The following is a 16,354-nucleotide window of genomic DNA, read 5'->3' as shown; positions in this document are numbered from 1 at the left end:
AGCACAGGCCGTCCGGACCGAACGACGTCTCTCCGCACCGTCGCCCGATCGGGTTCGACGGGCGGGGGCGTGACCAGGAGGAGCCCTCCTCCGTTCACCTGAGTGGCGGAACGCCTGGACGGGCCGTGCCGTCGCCCGTCCCCGGTCCCTCCGGAGCCCTCCGTCCGGCGCCCGCACGGCCAGGGCGCACAGAGCGCAGAAGGAGCCTCCCCATGCATCAGCCGACTCCGCCCTCCACCGCCGACGACAACCACCGACTCCGGGACGGTCCACCCTGGCTCCCGCCGGCCGAGGGCGTCGCGGAACGGTCGCGCACCCGCACAACCCGGCCCACGCCCCCACGACCGGCTCCGGGCGCCCAGGGCCCGTGGCACGTCGGCGGGCTGCCGCCCACGCACACCGCCCTGATCTGCGTCGCGCTGCCCGGCCTCGCCATCTCGACGGAGCAGGGCCAGTTGACCGGTCGCGGCCTGGAGGGGTTCTACCGGGCGGGCCGGCGGCTGCTCGCGCGCTGCCAGGTCCGTGTCGCCGGCCGCGAACCGCTCCCCGTGCAGGCGCGGATGGCGGGGTCGGACTCCGTCCGCTTCGTGGGCACCCTGCGGGCCTCGCCGGCCGCGGGCCCGGATCCGGACGTCGTCGTGGAACGGACCCGTCACGCCGAGGGCACCGAGCGCATCACCCTGTACAGCTCGGCGCGTCACCCCCTGCGCCTGCCGCTGGAGGTGGCCCTAGGTACCGACCTCGCGGAACTGAGTGCCATCGCCTCCGGCAGCCCCGGCCCCGAACTCCTGCCCAGCGTGCACGACTCCGGCCTGCGCTGGACCACCCGCACCGGCAACTCGTCGGTCACGGCGGACCCGCCACCCGCCGACGCGCTGGCCTCCGCGGGACTGCTGCGCTGGGAGTTCGAACTGCCCCCGGGCGGGACGGCGAGCGTGGAACTGCGGGTGCGTCCGGACGGCGCGGGTCCCCTGCGCGCCGTGGGACGCGCGGCCACGAGTCCACTGGCGCCGGCCAGGGCCGCGGGCGACGATCCGAGAGCCGGGGCGCTGCTCAGGACCAGCATCGAGGATCTTCAGGCGCTGCTGCTCCGCGACCCGGCGCACCCCTCCGACACCTACCTCGCGGCCGGGGCGCCCTGGCGCTGTGGTCTGGCCCCGGCCGAGGCACTTGCCGCCGCCCGGATGACCCTGCCCCTCGGCACCCGCCTCGCCGCCGGCACGCTGCGCACCCTGGCTCGCACCCAACTCCGCGGCCCGGGACCGCAGGCCGGCATGATCCCCGGCCCGCGCCGCGACGCCGGAGCACATCTGCCACCGGGCTGCACGGGTACGGAGGCCACCCTGCTCTTCCCCGTCCTGCTGGCGGAGGCCCGCCGGTGGGGGCTCCCGGAGCAGGAGACGCGGGAGCTGCTGCCCGTGGCCGAGCGCTGCCTGGCCTGGCTGCGCACCACGGTGGGCGACCACACCTACCTCTGCGACCCGCAGCCCGGCGGCCCCGCGCGCAGTGAGACCCAGGCCCACGCCCACCGGGCCGCGGTGCTCGGCGCCGACCTCCTCGACGCGTACGACCGGCCCGGCGGCGCCGGGCTGTGGCAGTGGGCGGGAGAGCTGAGGAAGGCGTTCCAGGCGGACTTCTGGACCGAGGACAGAGGCGGCGGCCATCCGACGGCGGCACTGACCCCGGACGGCCGCCCCCTGACCCACCTCGGCTCCGCCGCCGTCCACCTGCTCGACACCGGGCTGCTCGGTGCCGGCAGACCGGCCGTCGGCCTGCTCGACAAGGTGCAGACCGAGCAGCTCGCCCGGTTGCTCGGGGGGCCGGCCCTGGACTCGGGGTGGGGGCTGCGTGGACTGGGGGCCAAGGAGGCAGGACACAATCCGTTCGGCCATCGGGCCGGGGCCGTCCGGGTCCAGGAGACGGCTCTCGCCGTCGCCGGGCTGGCCGCCGCGGGCTACGAGAAGGAGGCGGGCGGGCTGCTGCGCGGCCTGCTGGCGGCGGCCGAGCACTTCGGCCACCGGCTGCCCGAGATGTTCGGCGGTGAGCAGCGCACCGACGGGAGCGCCCCCCTTCCGCATCCCGCGGCCTGCCGTCCGGCGGCCACGGCGGCCGCTTCCGGGGTGCTGCTCCTCACCACGCTCGCCGGCATCCGCCCCGACGCCCCCGCCGGGACGGTCACCCTCCGGCCCGTCCACAGCGCGCCCCTCGGCGAACTCAGCCTGACCGGCCTGCGGGTGGCCGGCGCCCCCTTCTCGATACGGGTCAGCCGACTTGGCCTGGCCATGGTCGAGGAGGCCGCGGACGGCCTTCAGCTGGGGGCGTGACCCCTTGGGCGACCTTGCCGGACGTGACCGCCACGGCGAACGGGTGGCCGGACCTCGGACGCCTGCCGGAACGAACCGTGAGGCGTATACCTGAGCGAAGTGGATCAGTCGTCGAAGCGAGCGACGAAGGGAGTGTTTATCGTCAGGCAGACGACTATGATCACCGCATGCCCTACGACCCGTCAGCCTTTCCGCCCTTCGCCGTCACCGTGGACCTGGTCGTGCTGACTGTGCGCCGCCACGCCCTGTGCGCGCTGGCGGTACGCAGAGGGGAGCAGCCCTTCCAGGGGCGCTGGGCGCTGCCGGGTGGCTTCGTACGGGCCGACGAGGATCTCTCGCAGGCGGCGGCGCGGGAACTCGCGGAGGAGACCGGCCTGCGCGCTCACGACCTCGACGCACCCGCCCAGGACGGCGGAGCCCACCTGGAACAGCTGGCGACCTACGGTGACCCCAAGCGCGACCCCCGGATGCGTGTGGTCAGCGTCGCCCACCTCGCCCTCGCCCCCGACCTCCCCGCACCCCGTGCGGGCGGCGACGCCAGCAACGCGCGCTGGGCGCCGGTCGAGGAACTGCTCGCGCAGGGCGGCTACGGCCGGGACGGCGAGCCCGTCGCGCCGCTCGCCTTCGACCATGCCCAGATTCTGTCCGACGGGGTGGAGCGCGCCCGCTCCAAGATCGAGTATTCGTCCCTGGCCACCGCGTTCTGCACGCCCGAGTTCACGGTCGGTGAGCTGCGCCGTGTCTACGAGGCGGTGTGGGGCGTGGCGCTCGACCCGCGCAACTTCCACCGCAAGGTGACCGGCACCCCCGGCTTCCTCGTCCCCACCGGCGGCACGACCACCCGTCAGGGCGGCCGTCCGGCCCAGCTTTTCCGCGCCGGCGGCGCGACTCTGCTCAACCCGCCGATGCTGCGACCGGAGGTCTGACCCTCCGACAGCGCGAATCCCGCCGAGGTTAAACCCTTCTATACCTGGAAAAACGGTCATTCCGCGCTATCTTCCCTAAGGTGATCGAGGCCTTCGGACTGACCAGCAATCCCCGCAAGGCGCACCCGCCCGCCGTCGACGACGTGACCTTCGAAGCGTGCGCGGGCCGCGTCACCGCACTCCTGGGTGAGGAAGGCGCGGGCAAGACCACGGCGCTCAGACTGATGCTCGAACTCCAACAGGGCCGTGGACTGACTTACTTCAGGGGCCGCCCCCTGCATCGCATCGCCCACCCCTCGCGTGAGGTCGGCGTCCTCCTCGGCGACGTCCCCGGTCACCCGGCCCGCTCCGTCCGCGGCCATCTGCGCATGCTGTGCGCCGCGACCGGAGTCCCGGTCCGGCGTGCCGACGAAGTGCTCGAAGCCGTCGGACTCGTCAGCCTCCGCGAGGAGCGCCTGGGCACGCTGTCGCGCGGCGTGGACCGCCGGCTGGGCCTCGCCTGCGCCCTCCTCCCCGATCCACACACCCTCGTCCTGGACGAACCCGCGCACGGTCTCTCCACCCGCGAGGGTCACTGGCTGCACCGCATGCTCAGGGCCCACGCCGCACAGGGCGGCACGGTCCTGTTCACCACCTCCGACTCCAAGGAGGCCGCTCGCGCCGCCGACCGGGTGGTCACCCTGGAGGCCGGCAGGCTCGTCGCGGACCAGGAGGCCACCGACTTCGCCCGCACCCGGCTGCGCCCACGTGTGGCCGTCCGCAGCCCCCACGCCGCCCGGCTCGCCGCCCTCCTCACCAAGGAGGCCCGCACGACCCATCGCTCAGTGGAGGTCGTCAGCGAAGGCGGCAACCGCCTGTCGGTGTACGGCAGCACCACGGCCGAGGTCGGCGAGACCGCGTTCCGTCACGGCATCCTCGTCCACCAACTCGCCGACGAGGTCGGCGACATGGGAGCGGGCGCCGGAGCCGAGCCGCCGACGGAGGCCGTACCGGAGGCTGGACCGGAGGCCGAACGACGGCAGCGGGGCGCGAGCGAGCCGGCTGCCGTGGACGGGGCTCGGACGGCCGACGAGGCGCCGACCACGGAGCGACGGGACACGCCCGGCGCCGATCGGCGCCGGGACACGGGCGGTTCTCCGGTCACCCCACAGCCACGGACATCGGCCGGACCGAGGCCGGCGAGTCAGGCACGCACCGCCGACGAGGAGCCGGTCCCGGATCCGTCGTCGGGCGCAGCGGAGTCCTCCGTCACGGCTGGACAGGAGCCGTCCGCGGCCACCGGGGCACTCGCCGACGGCCCGGCGGTCGCGCCTAGATCTCCGCACGCGGAACCGTCCGGCAGCGCCCTGGCCACCGAGACCCCGGCCGTCGGGCGCTCGCCCCAGTCGGCAGGCGCCTCCGTAACTGCCCGGCCGTCGTCGGCCGCCACCGCGTCCTTGCAGTCTCCGGCCCCGGCAACAGCGTCCGAGCCGCCGACCCGCGCCACCTCCCCGGACCCGATGTCCGCCACCGTGCCCGCCCAGCCGCCCTCCACTTCCGGCTCCGCCCAGCCCTCGGCCGCCGCGTCCGCTCGCCCACCGGCCGGCGTCGCCTCGGCTCACTCATCGTCCGCCCCCGCCCCTGCTCAGCCGTCGGCCGCTGCCTCCTCCGCTCACTCGCCAGTGGTCACCGCATCCGTCCGGCCACCCGTTGGCGCTGCTTCCGCTCACCCGTCGGCAACCGCCCCCTCGGCCCAGGCGTCGGCCACCGCCGCATCCGTCCAGACGCCGGCGGCCACCTCATCCGCCCGGCCGCAGGCCGCTGCCGCATCCGACCAACCGCAGACCCCCGCCGTATCCACCCAGCCACCGCCCCACCCCGTGCCGGGCGATCCCTCCACTCCCGCTGCCTCCTCCCAGCCGCCGGGCTCCGCGGTACCCGGCGAAGCCCCAACCACCCCCGCTGCCTGTTCCCAGCCACCGACCCCCGCCGTACCCGGCGAAGCCCCGACCACCCAGCTCTCCGTCAAAGAGCAACCGCCGCAGCCCGGCCAAGCCCCCACGGCCAAGCTCTCCGCCAGGCAGCCGAAGCCGACGCCCCGGTCCGGCGAACCCCCGACAGCCGGTGGTGACCCCACCCCGCCTCTGGCCGGTCCTGCGCGGTCGGCGAGGGCCGGCGCCCTGCACGACTCCTCCCCGCTCCCACCCGCCATCGCTGTCCGCTCTGCCCCCAGCCCCCTCCGCCCCCTGCGCTACGAGCTCCGCCGGGCCGCCGGGATCGGTGCCGGCTTTGTCACCTGCGGTGCTGTCCTGGCGGTGTCCGCCCTCATCGCCGTGCTGCTCGCCAGGCTCGGGCACACTCCGCAGGCCCGGCTGTTCGCCGCCTGGCCGCGGGAGCTGCCGCTGCCCCCCGCAGCGCTCGGCGCGGGGCTGCTCGGGGCGCTGGCCTTCGGAGACGAGTTCCGCCACCCCGCGCTGGCGGCGGACCGCGGCACCGTGCCCCGCAGGCTGGGGCTGCTCACCGCGAAGCTCGTGGTCTCCGGAGCCACCGCCGTGCTGCTCTCGTTCCTCACCCTGGGCTGCGACGCCGAAATGCTCTATCTCGTCTACGGCCGGGAACTCGCGAAGGTTCCCGCCGACTGGCTTCCGATGACCGCGAGTTGGTTCGGACTGATCGTCGGCTGCGCCTGGGCCGGTGTGCTGGCGGCGGGTGTCTTCCGGTCCACCACGGCCGGTCTCGCCGCGGTGCTCGCCGTACCCGTACTCGTCGTGCCCGTCGTACACAAGGCGCTGCAAGGGTCGGGTGTGCGGATGGCCGCCGGACTCCCGATGCGGATGCGGGAGATGTTGCTGCTGCAGTGGCCCTTCGGGGGCGAGCGCTATCTGGTCGCAGCGGCCCGGGTACTGGCCCAACCCGTGGGCGGGGCACTGGCGTTGTCGCTGACCGCGCTGCTCTGCGCGTACCTGTTCACCACCCTGCGCACCAGGCTCCGATGACCACGGACCGGGCGCTTCCGATCCTCCCGTGGGCACAACTCCCCGCAGAAAGGCCATTTCTTTCCGATAAGGCGTCAATTGCGATGGGGTGAGCGATCACCCTTTCGTGTGCTTTTCACCAAAGACCTCAAGGGAGTTGGAGGCAGCGCCGACAAAGGATCCGTGAGTACCCTTGCGCACACCATGATGACCGCCGCCCGCTCCGCAGACTCTGGTCTGGTCGGCCCGGGCGAACTCGACCGCTACCCGTACGTGGATGCCCCCGTCAACGATCGTGTCGGGGCGCCCTCCTGGGAGGGCCCGGACCCGGAGCTGGGCCGTGTGGGACGACGTGCCGCGGGCAGCCGCGGCCGCGGACTGCACGGTCAACTCGTCCAGCAGCTGGGTCAGATGATCGTCTCCGGCGACCTGGGCGCGGACCGCCCGCTGGTGCCCGAGGAGATCGGCCAGCGTTTCGAGGTCTCCCGCACCGTCGTCCGTGAGTCCCTTCGGGTCCTGGAGGCCAAGGGCCTGGTCAGTGCCCGCCCGAACGTCGGCACGCGCGTGCGTCCCGTCAGCGACTGGAACCTCCTCGACCCCGACATCATCGAGTGGCGGGCCTTCGGGCCGCAGCGCGACGACCAGCGCCGTGAGCTCAGCGAGCTGCGCTGGACGATCGAGCCACTCGCCGCTCGGCTCGCCGCCGGGCACGGGCGCGAGGACGTCCAGCAGCGCCTGTCCGACATGGTCGAGATCATGAGCCACGCGATGGCGCAGGGCGACGCGCTGACGTTCTCGCGCGCGGACGCCGAGTTCCACTCGATGCTCATCCAGATCGCGGGCAACCGCATGCTGGAGCACCTCTCCGGCATCGTGTCGTCGGCCCTCCAGGTCTCGGGCGGCCCGGTCACCGGCTGTGAGCGGCCGAACGAGACGTCCCTGGCCCAGCACGCGCGGATCGTCGACGCGCTCGGCACGGGCGACGGCGCGGCGGCCGAGTCGGCCATGCGTCAACTGCTCACCGTCCACCCCGAGGTCGAGCGCGTGGTACCCGCCCCGCGTGAGCACTGACCCACATCGAGAGCGGTGTGCTCGGTCGGTTCCGCGTTCTTGGGGCGCCGCCGACCCCGGACCCCGCTTCCGCCGGACCCCGCCGGCGCCCTCAGGGCTCCGGCGGGGTCCGGCGCGGCGGGACGGGTGGGCAGCGGTCGTATGACAACACCGCGACGGTCGAGCGGTGTATGGCAGGCTCTGTGGCGGTCCTACGGTGCACCCGCTGCCGTCGGAACGGCCCGAAGGGATCATCGGCGACAACCTCTGCCCATGTCTGACCGTTTTTGAGCGCTTACGGGGTGTGACTCGGGCCACGTAGATTGGGCGTAACGCTCTTGCGAACAACGCGATGACCTAAGAGGTGACTGCCGCGGAGGGAATACGGACGCCATTCATGGCGCTGTGTATCTTCCCGGCCCCCGCCCGTTCCGTCGGCCCATCCCCAAGCCGGCGGTCGGCTCCAGTCCGTCCAGGACGGGGCCGGAAGCCGTTTTCCAACGTTCCGAGAGGTTGTTCGTGTCGGCCAGCACATCCCGTACGCTCCCGCCGGAGATCGCCGAGTCCGTCTCTGTCATGGCTCTCATTGAGCGGGGAAAGGCTGAGGGGCAGATCGCCGGCGACGATGTGCGTCGGGCCTTCGAAGCTGACCAGATTCCGGCCACTCAGTGGAAGAACGTACTGCGCAGCCTCAACCAGATCCTTGAGGAAGAGGGTGTGACGCTGATGGTCAGTGCCGCGGAGCCCAAGCGCACCCGAAAGAGCGTCGCAGCGAAGAGTCCGGCCAAGCGCACCGCCACCAAGACGGTCGCGGCGAAGACGGTGACGACCAGGAAGGCCACCGCCACGGCCGCCCCGGCCGTGCCCCCCGTCGTAGCCGACGATCCGACCGACGAGACGGCGGCCGCCAAGAAGGCCGCTGCCAAGAAGGCCGCCCCCACCGCCAAGAAGGCGGCCGCGAAGAAGACCGCGACCGCCGCGAAGAAGACGGTGCCGGCGAAGAAGACCGCCGCCAAGAAGGACGACGCCGAGCTTCTCGAGGAAGAGGTCCTCGAGGAGGGCAAGGCGGGCACCGAGGAGCCCGAGGGCACCGAGAGTGCGGGCTTCGTCCTGTCCGACGAGGACGAGGACGACGCGCCGGCGCAGCAGGTCGCCGCCGCCGGTGCCACCGCAGACCCGGTCAAGGACTACCTCAAGCAGATCGGCAAGGTCCCGCTGCTCAACGCCGAGCAGGAGGTCGAGCTCGCCAAGCGCATCGAGGCCGGTCTGTTCGCCGAGGACAAGCTGGCCAACGCCGACAAGCTCGCCCCGAAGCTCAAGCGCGAGCTGGAGATCATCGCCGAGGACGGCCGCCGCGCCAAGAACCACCTCCTGGAGGCCAACCTCCGTCTGGTGGTCTCCCTGGCCAAGCGCTACACCGGCCGCGGCATGCTGTTCCTGGACCTCATCCAGGAGGGCAACCTCGGTCTGATCCGCGCGGTCGAGAAGTTCGACTACACCAAGGGCTACAAGTTCTCCACGTACGCCACCTGGTGGATCCGTCAGGCGATCACCCGCGCCATGGCCGACCAGGCCCGCACCATCCGTATCCCGGTGCACATGGTCGAGGTCATCAACAAGCTCGCGCGCGTGCAGCGCCAGATGCTCCAGGACCTGGGCCGCGAGCCCACCCCGGAGGAGCTGGCCAAGGAACTCGACATGACCCCCGAGAAGGTCATCGAGGTCCAGAAGTACGGCCGTGAGCCCATCTCCCTGCACACCCCGCTGGGTGAGGACGGTGACAGCGAGTTCGGTGACCTCATCGAGGACTCCGAGGCTGTCGTCCCCGCCGACGCCGTCAGCTTCACGCTCCTCCAGGAGCAGCTGCACTCGGTACTGGACACCCTGTCCGAGCGCGAGGCCGGTGTCGTCTCCATGCGGTTCGGTCTCACCGACGGCCAGCCGAAGACCCTCGACGAGATCGGCAAGGTCTACGGCGTCACGCGCGAGCGGATCCGCCAGATCGAGTCCAAGACCATGTCGAAGCTGCGCCACCCCTCGCGTTCCCAGGTGCTGCGCGACTACCTCGACTAGGTCGCGCCCATACGACGGCGAAGGCCCGGCTCCCCACGGGGGAGCCGGGCCTTCGGGCTGCGGGTCGCGATGCACTGGATGACTCTGGGTGTCCTGGTACCACCCAGAGTGAGGAGTGTGCATGCGCCGTCCTTTTGCCCCGGTCCTGATCCGACCGCTGATCCTGGCGGCCGTCGCCGCCGTGATACCGCTGGCCGGCCCGCCTCCGGCAGCCGCCGACAGCGTTGTCGTCGGCGGGTTCCCCGTCGACGTCTCCCAGACTCCCTGGACGGTCGCGCTGTCCAGCCGTGACCGGTTCGGGGGTACACGGGCCGGCCAGTTCTGCGGCGGCGTGGCGATCGGCCGGACCACGGTGCTGACCGCGGCCCACTGCCTGGCCGACGAGGTGATCGGGGGGCCCGCCGACCGGGTGCACGACCTCAAGGTCATCGCGGGCCGCACGGATCTGCTCTCGACGCAGGGCCAGGAGATCCCGGTGACCCTCGCCCGGGTCAATCCGCGTTACGACGCCGATGCGAACACCGGCGACTTCGCCATCCTCACCCTCGCCAAGCCCCTGCCGGCCGACGCCGTCGTGAAGATGGCCGCTGAGGGCGACACCGCCTACCGGACCGGCACCGGTGCCCTGGTCTCCGGATGGGGCGACATCACGGGCGGCGGCGACTACGCGCGCCGGCTGTACGCCGCGCAAGTCCATGTGCTGCCCGACGAGGCGTGCGAGCGGGCCTATCCCGGCGGCGCCGACGGCACCTACCGGGCGGACTCCATGGTGTGTGCCGGGGAGGCCCTGGGTGGCCCCGACGCCTGCCAGGGCGACAGCGGGGGACCGCTGGTCGCCGGGGGGCGGCTGATCGGGCTCGTGTCGTGGGGCAGCGGCTGCGGGCGTCCGGGGAGTCCCGGCGTCTACACGCGCGTCTCCGAGGTCGTGCGGGCGCTGGGGCCGGGTGGTGCCTTCGGCGGCTCACGGCGGCCTCAGGGGCCCTCCTGAGGGCCCTCGCGGGTACATGACGACGGGCGGTCGCTCCCTCCGAGGGAGCGAACCCCCCTTCACCCGGGTGGGCCGGAGCTGGCTCGTCGTGTGTGCGAGAGGTCAGCGCTCATCTTCGGAGGCGGTGTTCGGAACGGACGTCAGCCGCTCCGTCTCGTCCTGTATCTCAGCGGCGATCTTCTTGAGTTCCGGCTCGAACTTGCGACCGTGGTGGGCGCAGAAGAGCAGTTCTCCGCCGCTGAGCAGCACGACGCGCAGGTATGCCTGGGCGCCGCAGCGGTCGCAGCGATCGGCGGCCGTCAGGTGGCTCGCGGGGGTCAGAACAGTAGTCACGTCGCCTCTTCTCTAGCTCGACGAGCTGTCGTACCAGGGTCAACATCCAACCAGCCCGAAAACGTTCCCGCTCGGGGCTTCTCCTCGAAAAAAATCTTTCGAGGTGGCCGTCTGCTGCCGGTTGGCGGCGAATGTGCCGTATTGCGTCGTCTTCGGTGCTTACGGGTTCGCGCGGTTCATCGGTCTCATCCTCCCGGCCGGGTTGCCGGTTGTTTGTGAGGACGTGCCCGGAGCCTAAATGGTTCATGCCTCGAAGGGAACGTGATATGTACTTCACTCCATCGAGGGATCGAACACGCATACGACCGTGGACTAGTGTGAGTTCACGACGAGGGTGGCGTTACAACGGCTCTACCAGGCCTCGGTACCCTCTGAACGGCGACCGAAGCCGGCCCCTTACCCAAAAGGGGCTCCACTGAAATTCAGCGAGGAGCGAACCGCGTGACCGCCGATACGTCCGTGCCGTCCACAGCGCTGCTGGCAGGAGCAGACCGGGACGGCTCCAACTACACCGCGCGGCACCTGCTCGTCCTCGAGGGCCTCGAAGCAGTGCGCAAGCGCCCCGGTATGTACATCGGCTCGACCGACAGTCGCGGCCTGATGCACTGCCTGTGGGAGATCATCGACAACGCCGTGGACGAGGCCCTGGGCGGCTACGGCGACCACATCGAGGTCATCCTCCACGACGACGGCTCCGTCGAGGTCCGGGACAACGGCCGCGGGATCCCCGTGGACGTCGAGCCCAAGACCGGGCTGTCCGGCGTCGAGGTCGTGATGACCAAGCTGCACGCCGGCGGCAAGTTCGGCGGCGGCTCCTACGCGGCCTCCGGCGGCCTGCACGGCGTCGGCGCCTCGGTGGTCAACGCGCTCTCCGCGCGGCTCGACGTCGAGGTGGACCGCGGCGGCCATGTGCACGCGATCAGCTTCCGCCGCGGTGTCCCGGGTGCCTTCGCAGGTGACGGCCCGGACGCGAAGTTCGAGGCCAAGAGCGGGCTGCGCAAGACCAAGAAGATCCCCAGGACCCGCAGCGGCACGCGCGTGCGTTACTGGGCCGACCGCCAGATCTTCCTCAAGGACGCCAAGCTCACTCTGGAGACCCTCCACCAGCGGGCCCGCCAGACCGCCTTCCTGGTGCCTGGCCTGACGATCGTCGTCCGTGACGAGTACGGCCTCGGCCCGGACGGCAGCAAGGGCGAGGAGTCCTTCCGCTTCGACGGTGGCATCAGCGAGTTCTGTGAGTATTTGGCCACCGACAAGCCGGTCTGCGACGTCCTCCGTTTCTCCGGACAGGGCACCTTCAAGGAGACTGTCCCGGTCCTGGACGACCACGGCCAGATGACCCCCACCGAGGTCACCCGTGAACTCGGGGTCGACGTGGCGCTGCGCTGGGGCACCGGTTACGACACGACCGTGAGGTCGTTCGTCAACATCATCGCCACGCCCAAGGGCGGCACCCACATGGCCGGCTTCGAGCAGGCCGTCCGCGAGACCCTCAACGAGGTGCTGCGCGCCAAGAAGCTGCTCCGCGTCGCCGAGGACGACATCGTCAAGGACGACGCCCTGGAGGGCCTCACCGCCGTCGTCACCGTCCGTCTCGCCGAGCCGCAGTTCGAGGGCCAGACCAAGGAGGTCCTCGGCACCTCGGCGGCCCGCCGGATCGTGAACAACGTGGTCACCAAGGAACTGAAGGCGTTCCTCACCTCCACCAAGCGGGACGCGGCCGCCCAGGCCCGCGTGGTCATGGAGAAGGTGGTCGCCGCCGCGCGGACCCGCATCGCCGCCCGCCAGCACAAGGACGCACAGCGCCGGAAGACCGCCCTGGAGTCCTCGTCCCTGCCGGCCAAGCTCGCCGACTGCCGTAGCGACGACGTCGAGCGCAGTGAGCTCTTCATCGTTGAGGGAGACTCCGCGCTCGGTACGGCGAAGCTGGCCCGGAACTCGGAGTTCCAGGCGCTGCTGCCGATCCGGGGCAAGATCCTCAACGTGCAGCGGTCCTCGGTGACGGACATGCTCAAGAACGCCGAGTGCGGTGCGATCATCCAGGTCATAGGGGCGGGTTCCGGCCGCACTTTCGACATCGACGCGGCCCGCTACGGCAAGATCATCATGATGACCGATGCCGATGTCGACGGTTCCCACATCCGCTGCCTGCTGCTGACGCTGTTCCAGCGCTACATGCGGCCCATGGTCGAGGCCGGCCGGGTCTTCGCGGCGGTGCCGCCGCTGCACCGCATCGAGATCGTCCAGCCCAAGAAGGGCCAGGACAAGTACGTGTACACGTACTCGGACCGTGAGCTGCGCGACAAGCTCATGGAGTTCCAGAGCAAGGGCGTCCGGTACAAGGACTCCATCCAGCGCTACAAGGGTCTCGGCGAGATGGACGCCGACCAGCTGGCCGAGACGACCATGGACCCGCGCCACCGCACCCTGCGCCGGATCAACCTCTCCGACCTCGAAGCGGCGGAGCAGGTCTTCGACCTGCTGATGGGCAACGACGTGGCCCCCCGAAAGGAGTTCATCTCCGGCTCGGCGGCGACGCTGGACCGGTCGCGCATCGACGCGTAGCCGCTGCGCCGGGCCTTGGCCGACGGGGCGGTGAGCTGGGCGCCGGTCAAGGTGGGTGCCGATGCCGATGCCGATGCCGGTGCCGGTGGGCGGTGCTGAAGGGCGGCGGCGGAGAGTTGGGCGGGGCGGCCTGGGCGGCGGTGGGTCGCGCGATGGTGTGGAGCCGGGCGGTGGTGAGGCTGGGCGGGTGGTGAGCATGCGTGCTGACCGTGCCTCAACGGGTACCCGCCCGACTGCCCCGCCCGTGTTCCGGTGACTGGCCGACAGGGTGCGCACGCACCCTGGCCCCTCGGCCGAGGGCGCTCCTCGGCATGACCTGGGAGATATCCGCCAACCGGTCCACTGGTCACCGACCAACCGTTCCACGAGTCACCGACCGGCTGTTTCACGAGACACCGCCCGGTCGGATATTCATTGCCTGCCGCCTGCCGCCTGCCGCCTGCCGCCTGCCGCCTGCCGCCTGCCGCCTGCTGCCTGCCGGCGGAGATCGGCAGGCGCCTGTCTCTCGTCGCCCACCCGTCCCCGCCAGCCCGTCGGCGCCCTCCGACATGACGCCCGCCGACGGCCACGCGGTAGCGGTCCGCGCAGCCCCGCGCACGGTTCTCCACCCGGGGGTGGAGAGAACCCGCTCGTCGGATTCCACCCGTGATCCACCCACGCTCCGATCTGCTGACCTGCGCATTTCCGTAGCGTCGGGGGTGTCGGCGGCTCCCGCTCCCGGCACCCACCGCCCCTTCCCGCTCACGGAGGCTCTGATGGCCGGGCTCGTCAACGCGTTGCTGATTGCGGCAGTCGTCGTCGTGGTGATCGTGCGCCAGTTCCGCGCCCGCCCGATCGACACCGGTCGGCGCTGGTGGCTGCTGCCGGTGATCCTCGCGGTCGTCGCGCTGCGCGAACCCGGCATACTCGATGCCCATCACCGCACGGAATCCGCTTTGCTACTCGGCACCGAGATGCTGGTGGGACTCGGGACGGGTGCCGCCTGGGCCTGGACCACCCGGGTGTGGACGGAGCCCGACGGGGTCGTCTGGACCAAGAGCACCAAGGCCAGCGCGGCCGTCTGGTTCGTCGGGATAGCCGTGCGCGTCGGTCTCGTCGCCCTCAGCGCTCTCGCCGGCGTCCATCAGGACAGCTCGGCCCTCATGCTCGGACTGGCGGTCACCCTGCTGGTTCGCGCCGGCATCCTCGTCTGGCGTGCGCAGTCGCTCCCCTCCGCCCCGCCCGCGGGCGGACCCACCCGGGCGTACGGTGACGGCATGGCCCGGGTCACCAGGAAGGAAGGCGTGTGACGGAGAACGTCTGGACGCGCTGGCCCTCGCGTGAGGCGCTGAGCCGCGCGGGGGTCTCCCGGCCCCGGCGCATGCTCGCCTGGGCCGTGCGACTGGTGATCCTCGCCCTGCTGCTGTGGGGCGCCTTCAGCCAGTCGCACGTCCACGGCTGGAACATGGCCGCGGCCGTGGCGGGTGTCGTCGTGACCGCCGTGGCGTCCTGGGGCTTCTACCGGACCACCTACGCCCACCGGCTCGTGCCAGCCCTGCTCCTCATCGGCGTCCTCCTGGCCGTCGCGGTCGCGGCGGAGGTCAACGGATTCCGGGGACCGGCCCTCGTGATCTGGTGCGGCTGCGGCATCTCCGCCCTGGAGCGGCTGCCGATCGCGGTCGCGGTGCCCGTCACGTCTGTGGCCCTGGCCTCGTACTCCGCGTTCAACAACGACGTGTGGCTGACCACCGCGGCCACCGTCGTCGGACTGGCACTCGCCGGGTACGTGATGAGACTCGATGCCGAGGCCCGGGGCCACGCTCAGCGGCTGCTGGCCCAGGAGCGCGCGGCGAGAGCGGCCGAGGCGGAGTCGGCGGCGCTGGCGGAGCGGGCCAGGATCGCGCGGGAGATCCACGATGTGCTGGCCCACAGCCTCTCGGCCCAGATGGTGCACCTGGAGGCGGCGCGGCTGCTGATCGAGCGCGGAGCCGACCGGGAGCAGATCCTCGAACGGGTGGTGGCCGCCCGGGGTATGGCCCGGGACGGACTCGCCGAGACCCGCCAGGCCCTGTCCGCCCTGCGCGGCGAGCTGACCCCGCTGGAGGAGTTCCTCACGGAGATCGTCGCTTCGACCGACGGCGCCGAGGTAACCGTCACGGGTGCGCGCAGGGCCCTGCGCGCGGAGGCTTCGCAGACCGTGCGACGAGTCGCCCAGGAGGCGCTGACGAACGTCCGCAAGCACGCCTACGGCGCCAAGGTTCAGGTACGGCTGGACTACCAGGAGCACGAAGTGACCCTGAACGTGAGGGACTCGGGTGGTCGTCCCGGCGAACTCGCCGACGCCGGCGGCGGGTACGGTCTGCTGGGTATGCGGGAGCGGGCCGAGTTGCTGGGCGGGTCGCTGGTGGCAGGGCGTGACGACGAGGGCTTCGAGGTGACGTTGAGGGTGCCCGTATGACGGAGACGGAGGCGGAGAAGAAGCCCGCGCGGGTGGTGGTCGCCGACGACCAGACAGTGGTCAGGGAGGGCATCGTGATGCTCCTCGGCCTGCTGCCCGGTGTGGAGGTCGTGGGAGCGGCGGGGGACGGGGAGGAGGCAGTGCGACTGGTCGCCGAACTCGCTCCGGACGTGGTGCTGATGGACCTGCGGATGCCCCGCTGCGACGGTGTGGAGGCGACCCGGCGGATCCGGTCGGAGTACCCGGGGACTCAGGTCGTGGTCCTCACCACGTTCGCGGACGACGAGTCGCTGTTCCCGGCGCTGAGAGCCGGTGCCCGTGGCTACCTCACCAAGGACGCGGGCGGCGACGAGATCGTGCGGGCGGTGCAGAGCGTGCTCTCCGGAGACGCGGGACTGTCGCCGAGCATCCAACGACGGTTGCTGGAAAGGCTGTCGCAGCCCGAGCCGGCGCCCGTGGCCACCGAAGCGCCCGACGGGCTGACCGCGCGGGAGACCGAGGTTCTGGTGCTGATCGCCGAGGGGCTCACCAACCAGGAGATCGCCCGTCGGCTGCATGTCTCCACCGCGACCGTGAAGACACACATCAACAACCTGTTCGCCAAGACGGGGCTCAAGGACCGGGCCCAGGCGGTTCGTTACGCCTATGGGAAGGGATTGGTACGGCCACCAGCGGATTGAGTCACCTGATGGGGTGAAGAGCCG

11 protein-coding genes are annotated in these 16,354 nt (G+C 71.6%); 10 read left to right on the top strand and 1 reads right to left on the bottom strand.

Going from position 1 to position 16,354, the window contains the following annotated elements:
• Positions 1 to 212: 212 nt before the first annotated feature.
• The 6 genes from ACFWXC_RS10950 to ACFWXC_RS10925 all read left to right on the top strand — a co-directional run bounded on the left by ACFWXC_RS10950 (position 213) and on the right by ACFWXC_RS10925 (position 10,315).
• Positions 213 to 2,324, top strand: a complete 2,112-nt coding sequence (locus ACFWXC_RS10950) for a glycogen debranching N-terminal domain-containing protein (RefSeq protein WP_384476430.1) — start codon at positions 213 to 215, stop codon at positions 2,322 to 2,324.
• 167 nt (positions 2,325 to 2,491) lie between these two features.
• On the top strand, positions 2,492 to 3,250 hold the full coding sequence (locus ACFWXC_RS10945; RefSeq protein WP_384476427.1) for an NUDIX domain-containing protein: 759 nt from the start codon (positions 2,492 to 2,494) through the stop codon (positions 3,248 to 3,250).
• Positions 3,251 to 3,330: 80 nt separating this feature from the next.
• Entirely contained in the window at positions 3,331 to 6,225 is a 2,895-nt protein-coding gene (locus ACFWXC_RS10940; RefSeq protein WP_384476424.1) for an ATP-binding cassette domain-containing protein, read from the top strand.
• A gap of 162 nt (positions 6,226 to 6,387) precedes the next feature.
• Positions 6,388 to 7,275 (top strand): FadR/GntR family transcriptional regulator, encoded by an 888-nt coding sequence (locus ACFWXC_RS10935; protein ID WP_351728463.1) that lies wholly within the window; start codon positions 6,388 to 6,390, stop codon positions 7,273 to 7,275.
• A gap of 498 nt (positions 7,276 to 7,773) precedes the next feature.
• Positions 7,774 to 9,327, top strand: coding sequence for an RNA polymerase sigma factor (locus tag ACFWXC_RS10930; protein ID WP_384476420.1), 1,554 nt, complete (start codon positions 7,774 to 7,776; stop codon positions 9,325 to 9,327).
• Between the two features lie 121 nt (positions 9,328 to 9,448).
• The gene (locus ACFWXC_RS10925) at positions 9,449 to 10,315 is read left to right on the top strand and encodes a serine protease (RefSeq protein WP_384476418.1); all 867 of its coding nucleotides are present in this window, start codon (positions 9,449 to 9,451) and stop codon (positions 10,313 to 10,315) included.
• A gap of 102 nt (positions 10,316 to 10,417) precedes the next feature.
• On the opposite strand, the gene ACFWXC_RS10920 is transcribed toward ACFWXC_RS10925, so the two are convergent.
• Positions 10,418 to 10,648: a hypothetical protein gene (locus tag ACFWXC_RS10920; protein ID WP_351326738.1), complete on the bottom strand. Its 231-nt coding sequence runs from the start codon at positions 10,646 to 10,648 to the stop codon at positions 10,418 to 10,420.
• Between the two features lie 441 nt (positions 10,649 to 11,089).
• Between ACFWXC_RS10920 and ACFWXC_RS10915 the strand changes: the two genes are divergently transcribed.
• The 4 genes from ACFWXC_RS10915 (at position 11,090) to ACFWXC_RS10900 (ending at position 16,330) form a co-directional block, all read left to right on the top strand.
• The gene (locus ACFWXC_RS10915; protein WP_384476415.1) at positions 11,090 to 13,213 is read left to right on the top strand and encodes a type IIA DNA topoisomerase subunit B; all 2,124 of its coding nucleotides are present in this window, start codon (positions 11,090 to 11,092) and stop codon (positions 13,211 to 13,213) included.
• 755 nt (positions 13,214 to 13,968) lie between these two features.
• Complete coding sequence (locus tag ACFWXC_RS10910; protein WP_384476412.1) at positions 13,969 to 14,502, top strand: DUF1453 domain-containing protein; 534 nt, start codon at positions 13,969 to 13,971, stop codon at positions 14,500 to 14,502.
• Positions 14,499 to 15,650 carry a sensor histidine kinase gene (locus tag ACFWXC_RS10905; RefSeq protein WP_384476409.1) on the top strand — a complete coding sequence of 384 codons (1,152 nt, stop codon included), beginning with the start codon at positions 14,499 to 14,501 and terminating at the stop codon, positions 15,648 to 15,650. The genes ACFWXC_RS10910 and ACFWXC_RS10905 overlap by 4 nt, the downstream gene beginning before the upstream one ends.
• On the top strand, positions 15,647 to 16,330 hold the full coding sequence (locus ACFWXC_RS10900; RefSeq protein ID WP_384476406.1) for a response regulator: 684 nt from the start codon (positions 15,647 to 15,649) through the stop codon (positions 16,328 to 16,330). The genes ACFWXC_RS10905 and ACFWXC_RS10900 overlap by 4 nt, the downstream gene beginning before the upstream one ends.
• Positions 16,331 to 16,354: the final 24 nt, after the last annotated feature.

Origin of the sequence: Streptomyces sp. NPDC058683, assembly GCF_042716195.1 — a bacterium.
Lineage (GTDB): Bacteria > Actinomycetota > Actinomycetes > Streptomycetales > Streptomycetaceae > Streptomyces.
This window is presented reverse-complemented; position numbering and strand designations above follow the sequence as displayed.

Excerpts from the sequence above, each read along its gene's own strand:
- ACFWXC_RS10950 (WP_384476430.1), top strand. The coding sequence starts at position 213 with ATGCATCAGCCGACTCCGCCCTCCACCGCCGACGACAACCACCGACTC.
- ACFWXC_RS10945 (WP_384476427.1), top strand. The coding sequence starts at position 2,492 with ATGCCCTACGACCCGTCAGCCTTTCCGCCCTTCGCCGTCACCGTGGAC.
- ACFWXC_RS10925 (WP_384476418.1), top strand. The coding sequence starts at position 9,449 with ATGCGCCGTCCTTTTGCCCCGGTCCTGATCCGACCGCTGATCCTGGCG.
- ACFWXC_RS10910 (WP_384476412.1), top strand. The coding sequence starts at position 13,969 with ATGGCCGGGCTCGTCAACGCGTTGCTGATTGCGGCAGTCGTCGTCGTG.
- ACFWXC_RS10900 (WP_384476406.1), top strand. The coding sequence starts at position 15,647 with ATGACGGAGACGGAGGCGGAGAAGAAGCCCGCGCGGGTGGTGGTCGCC.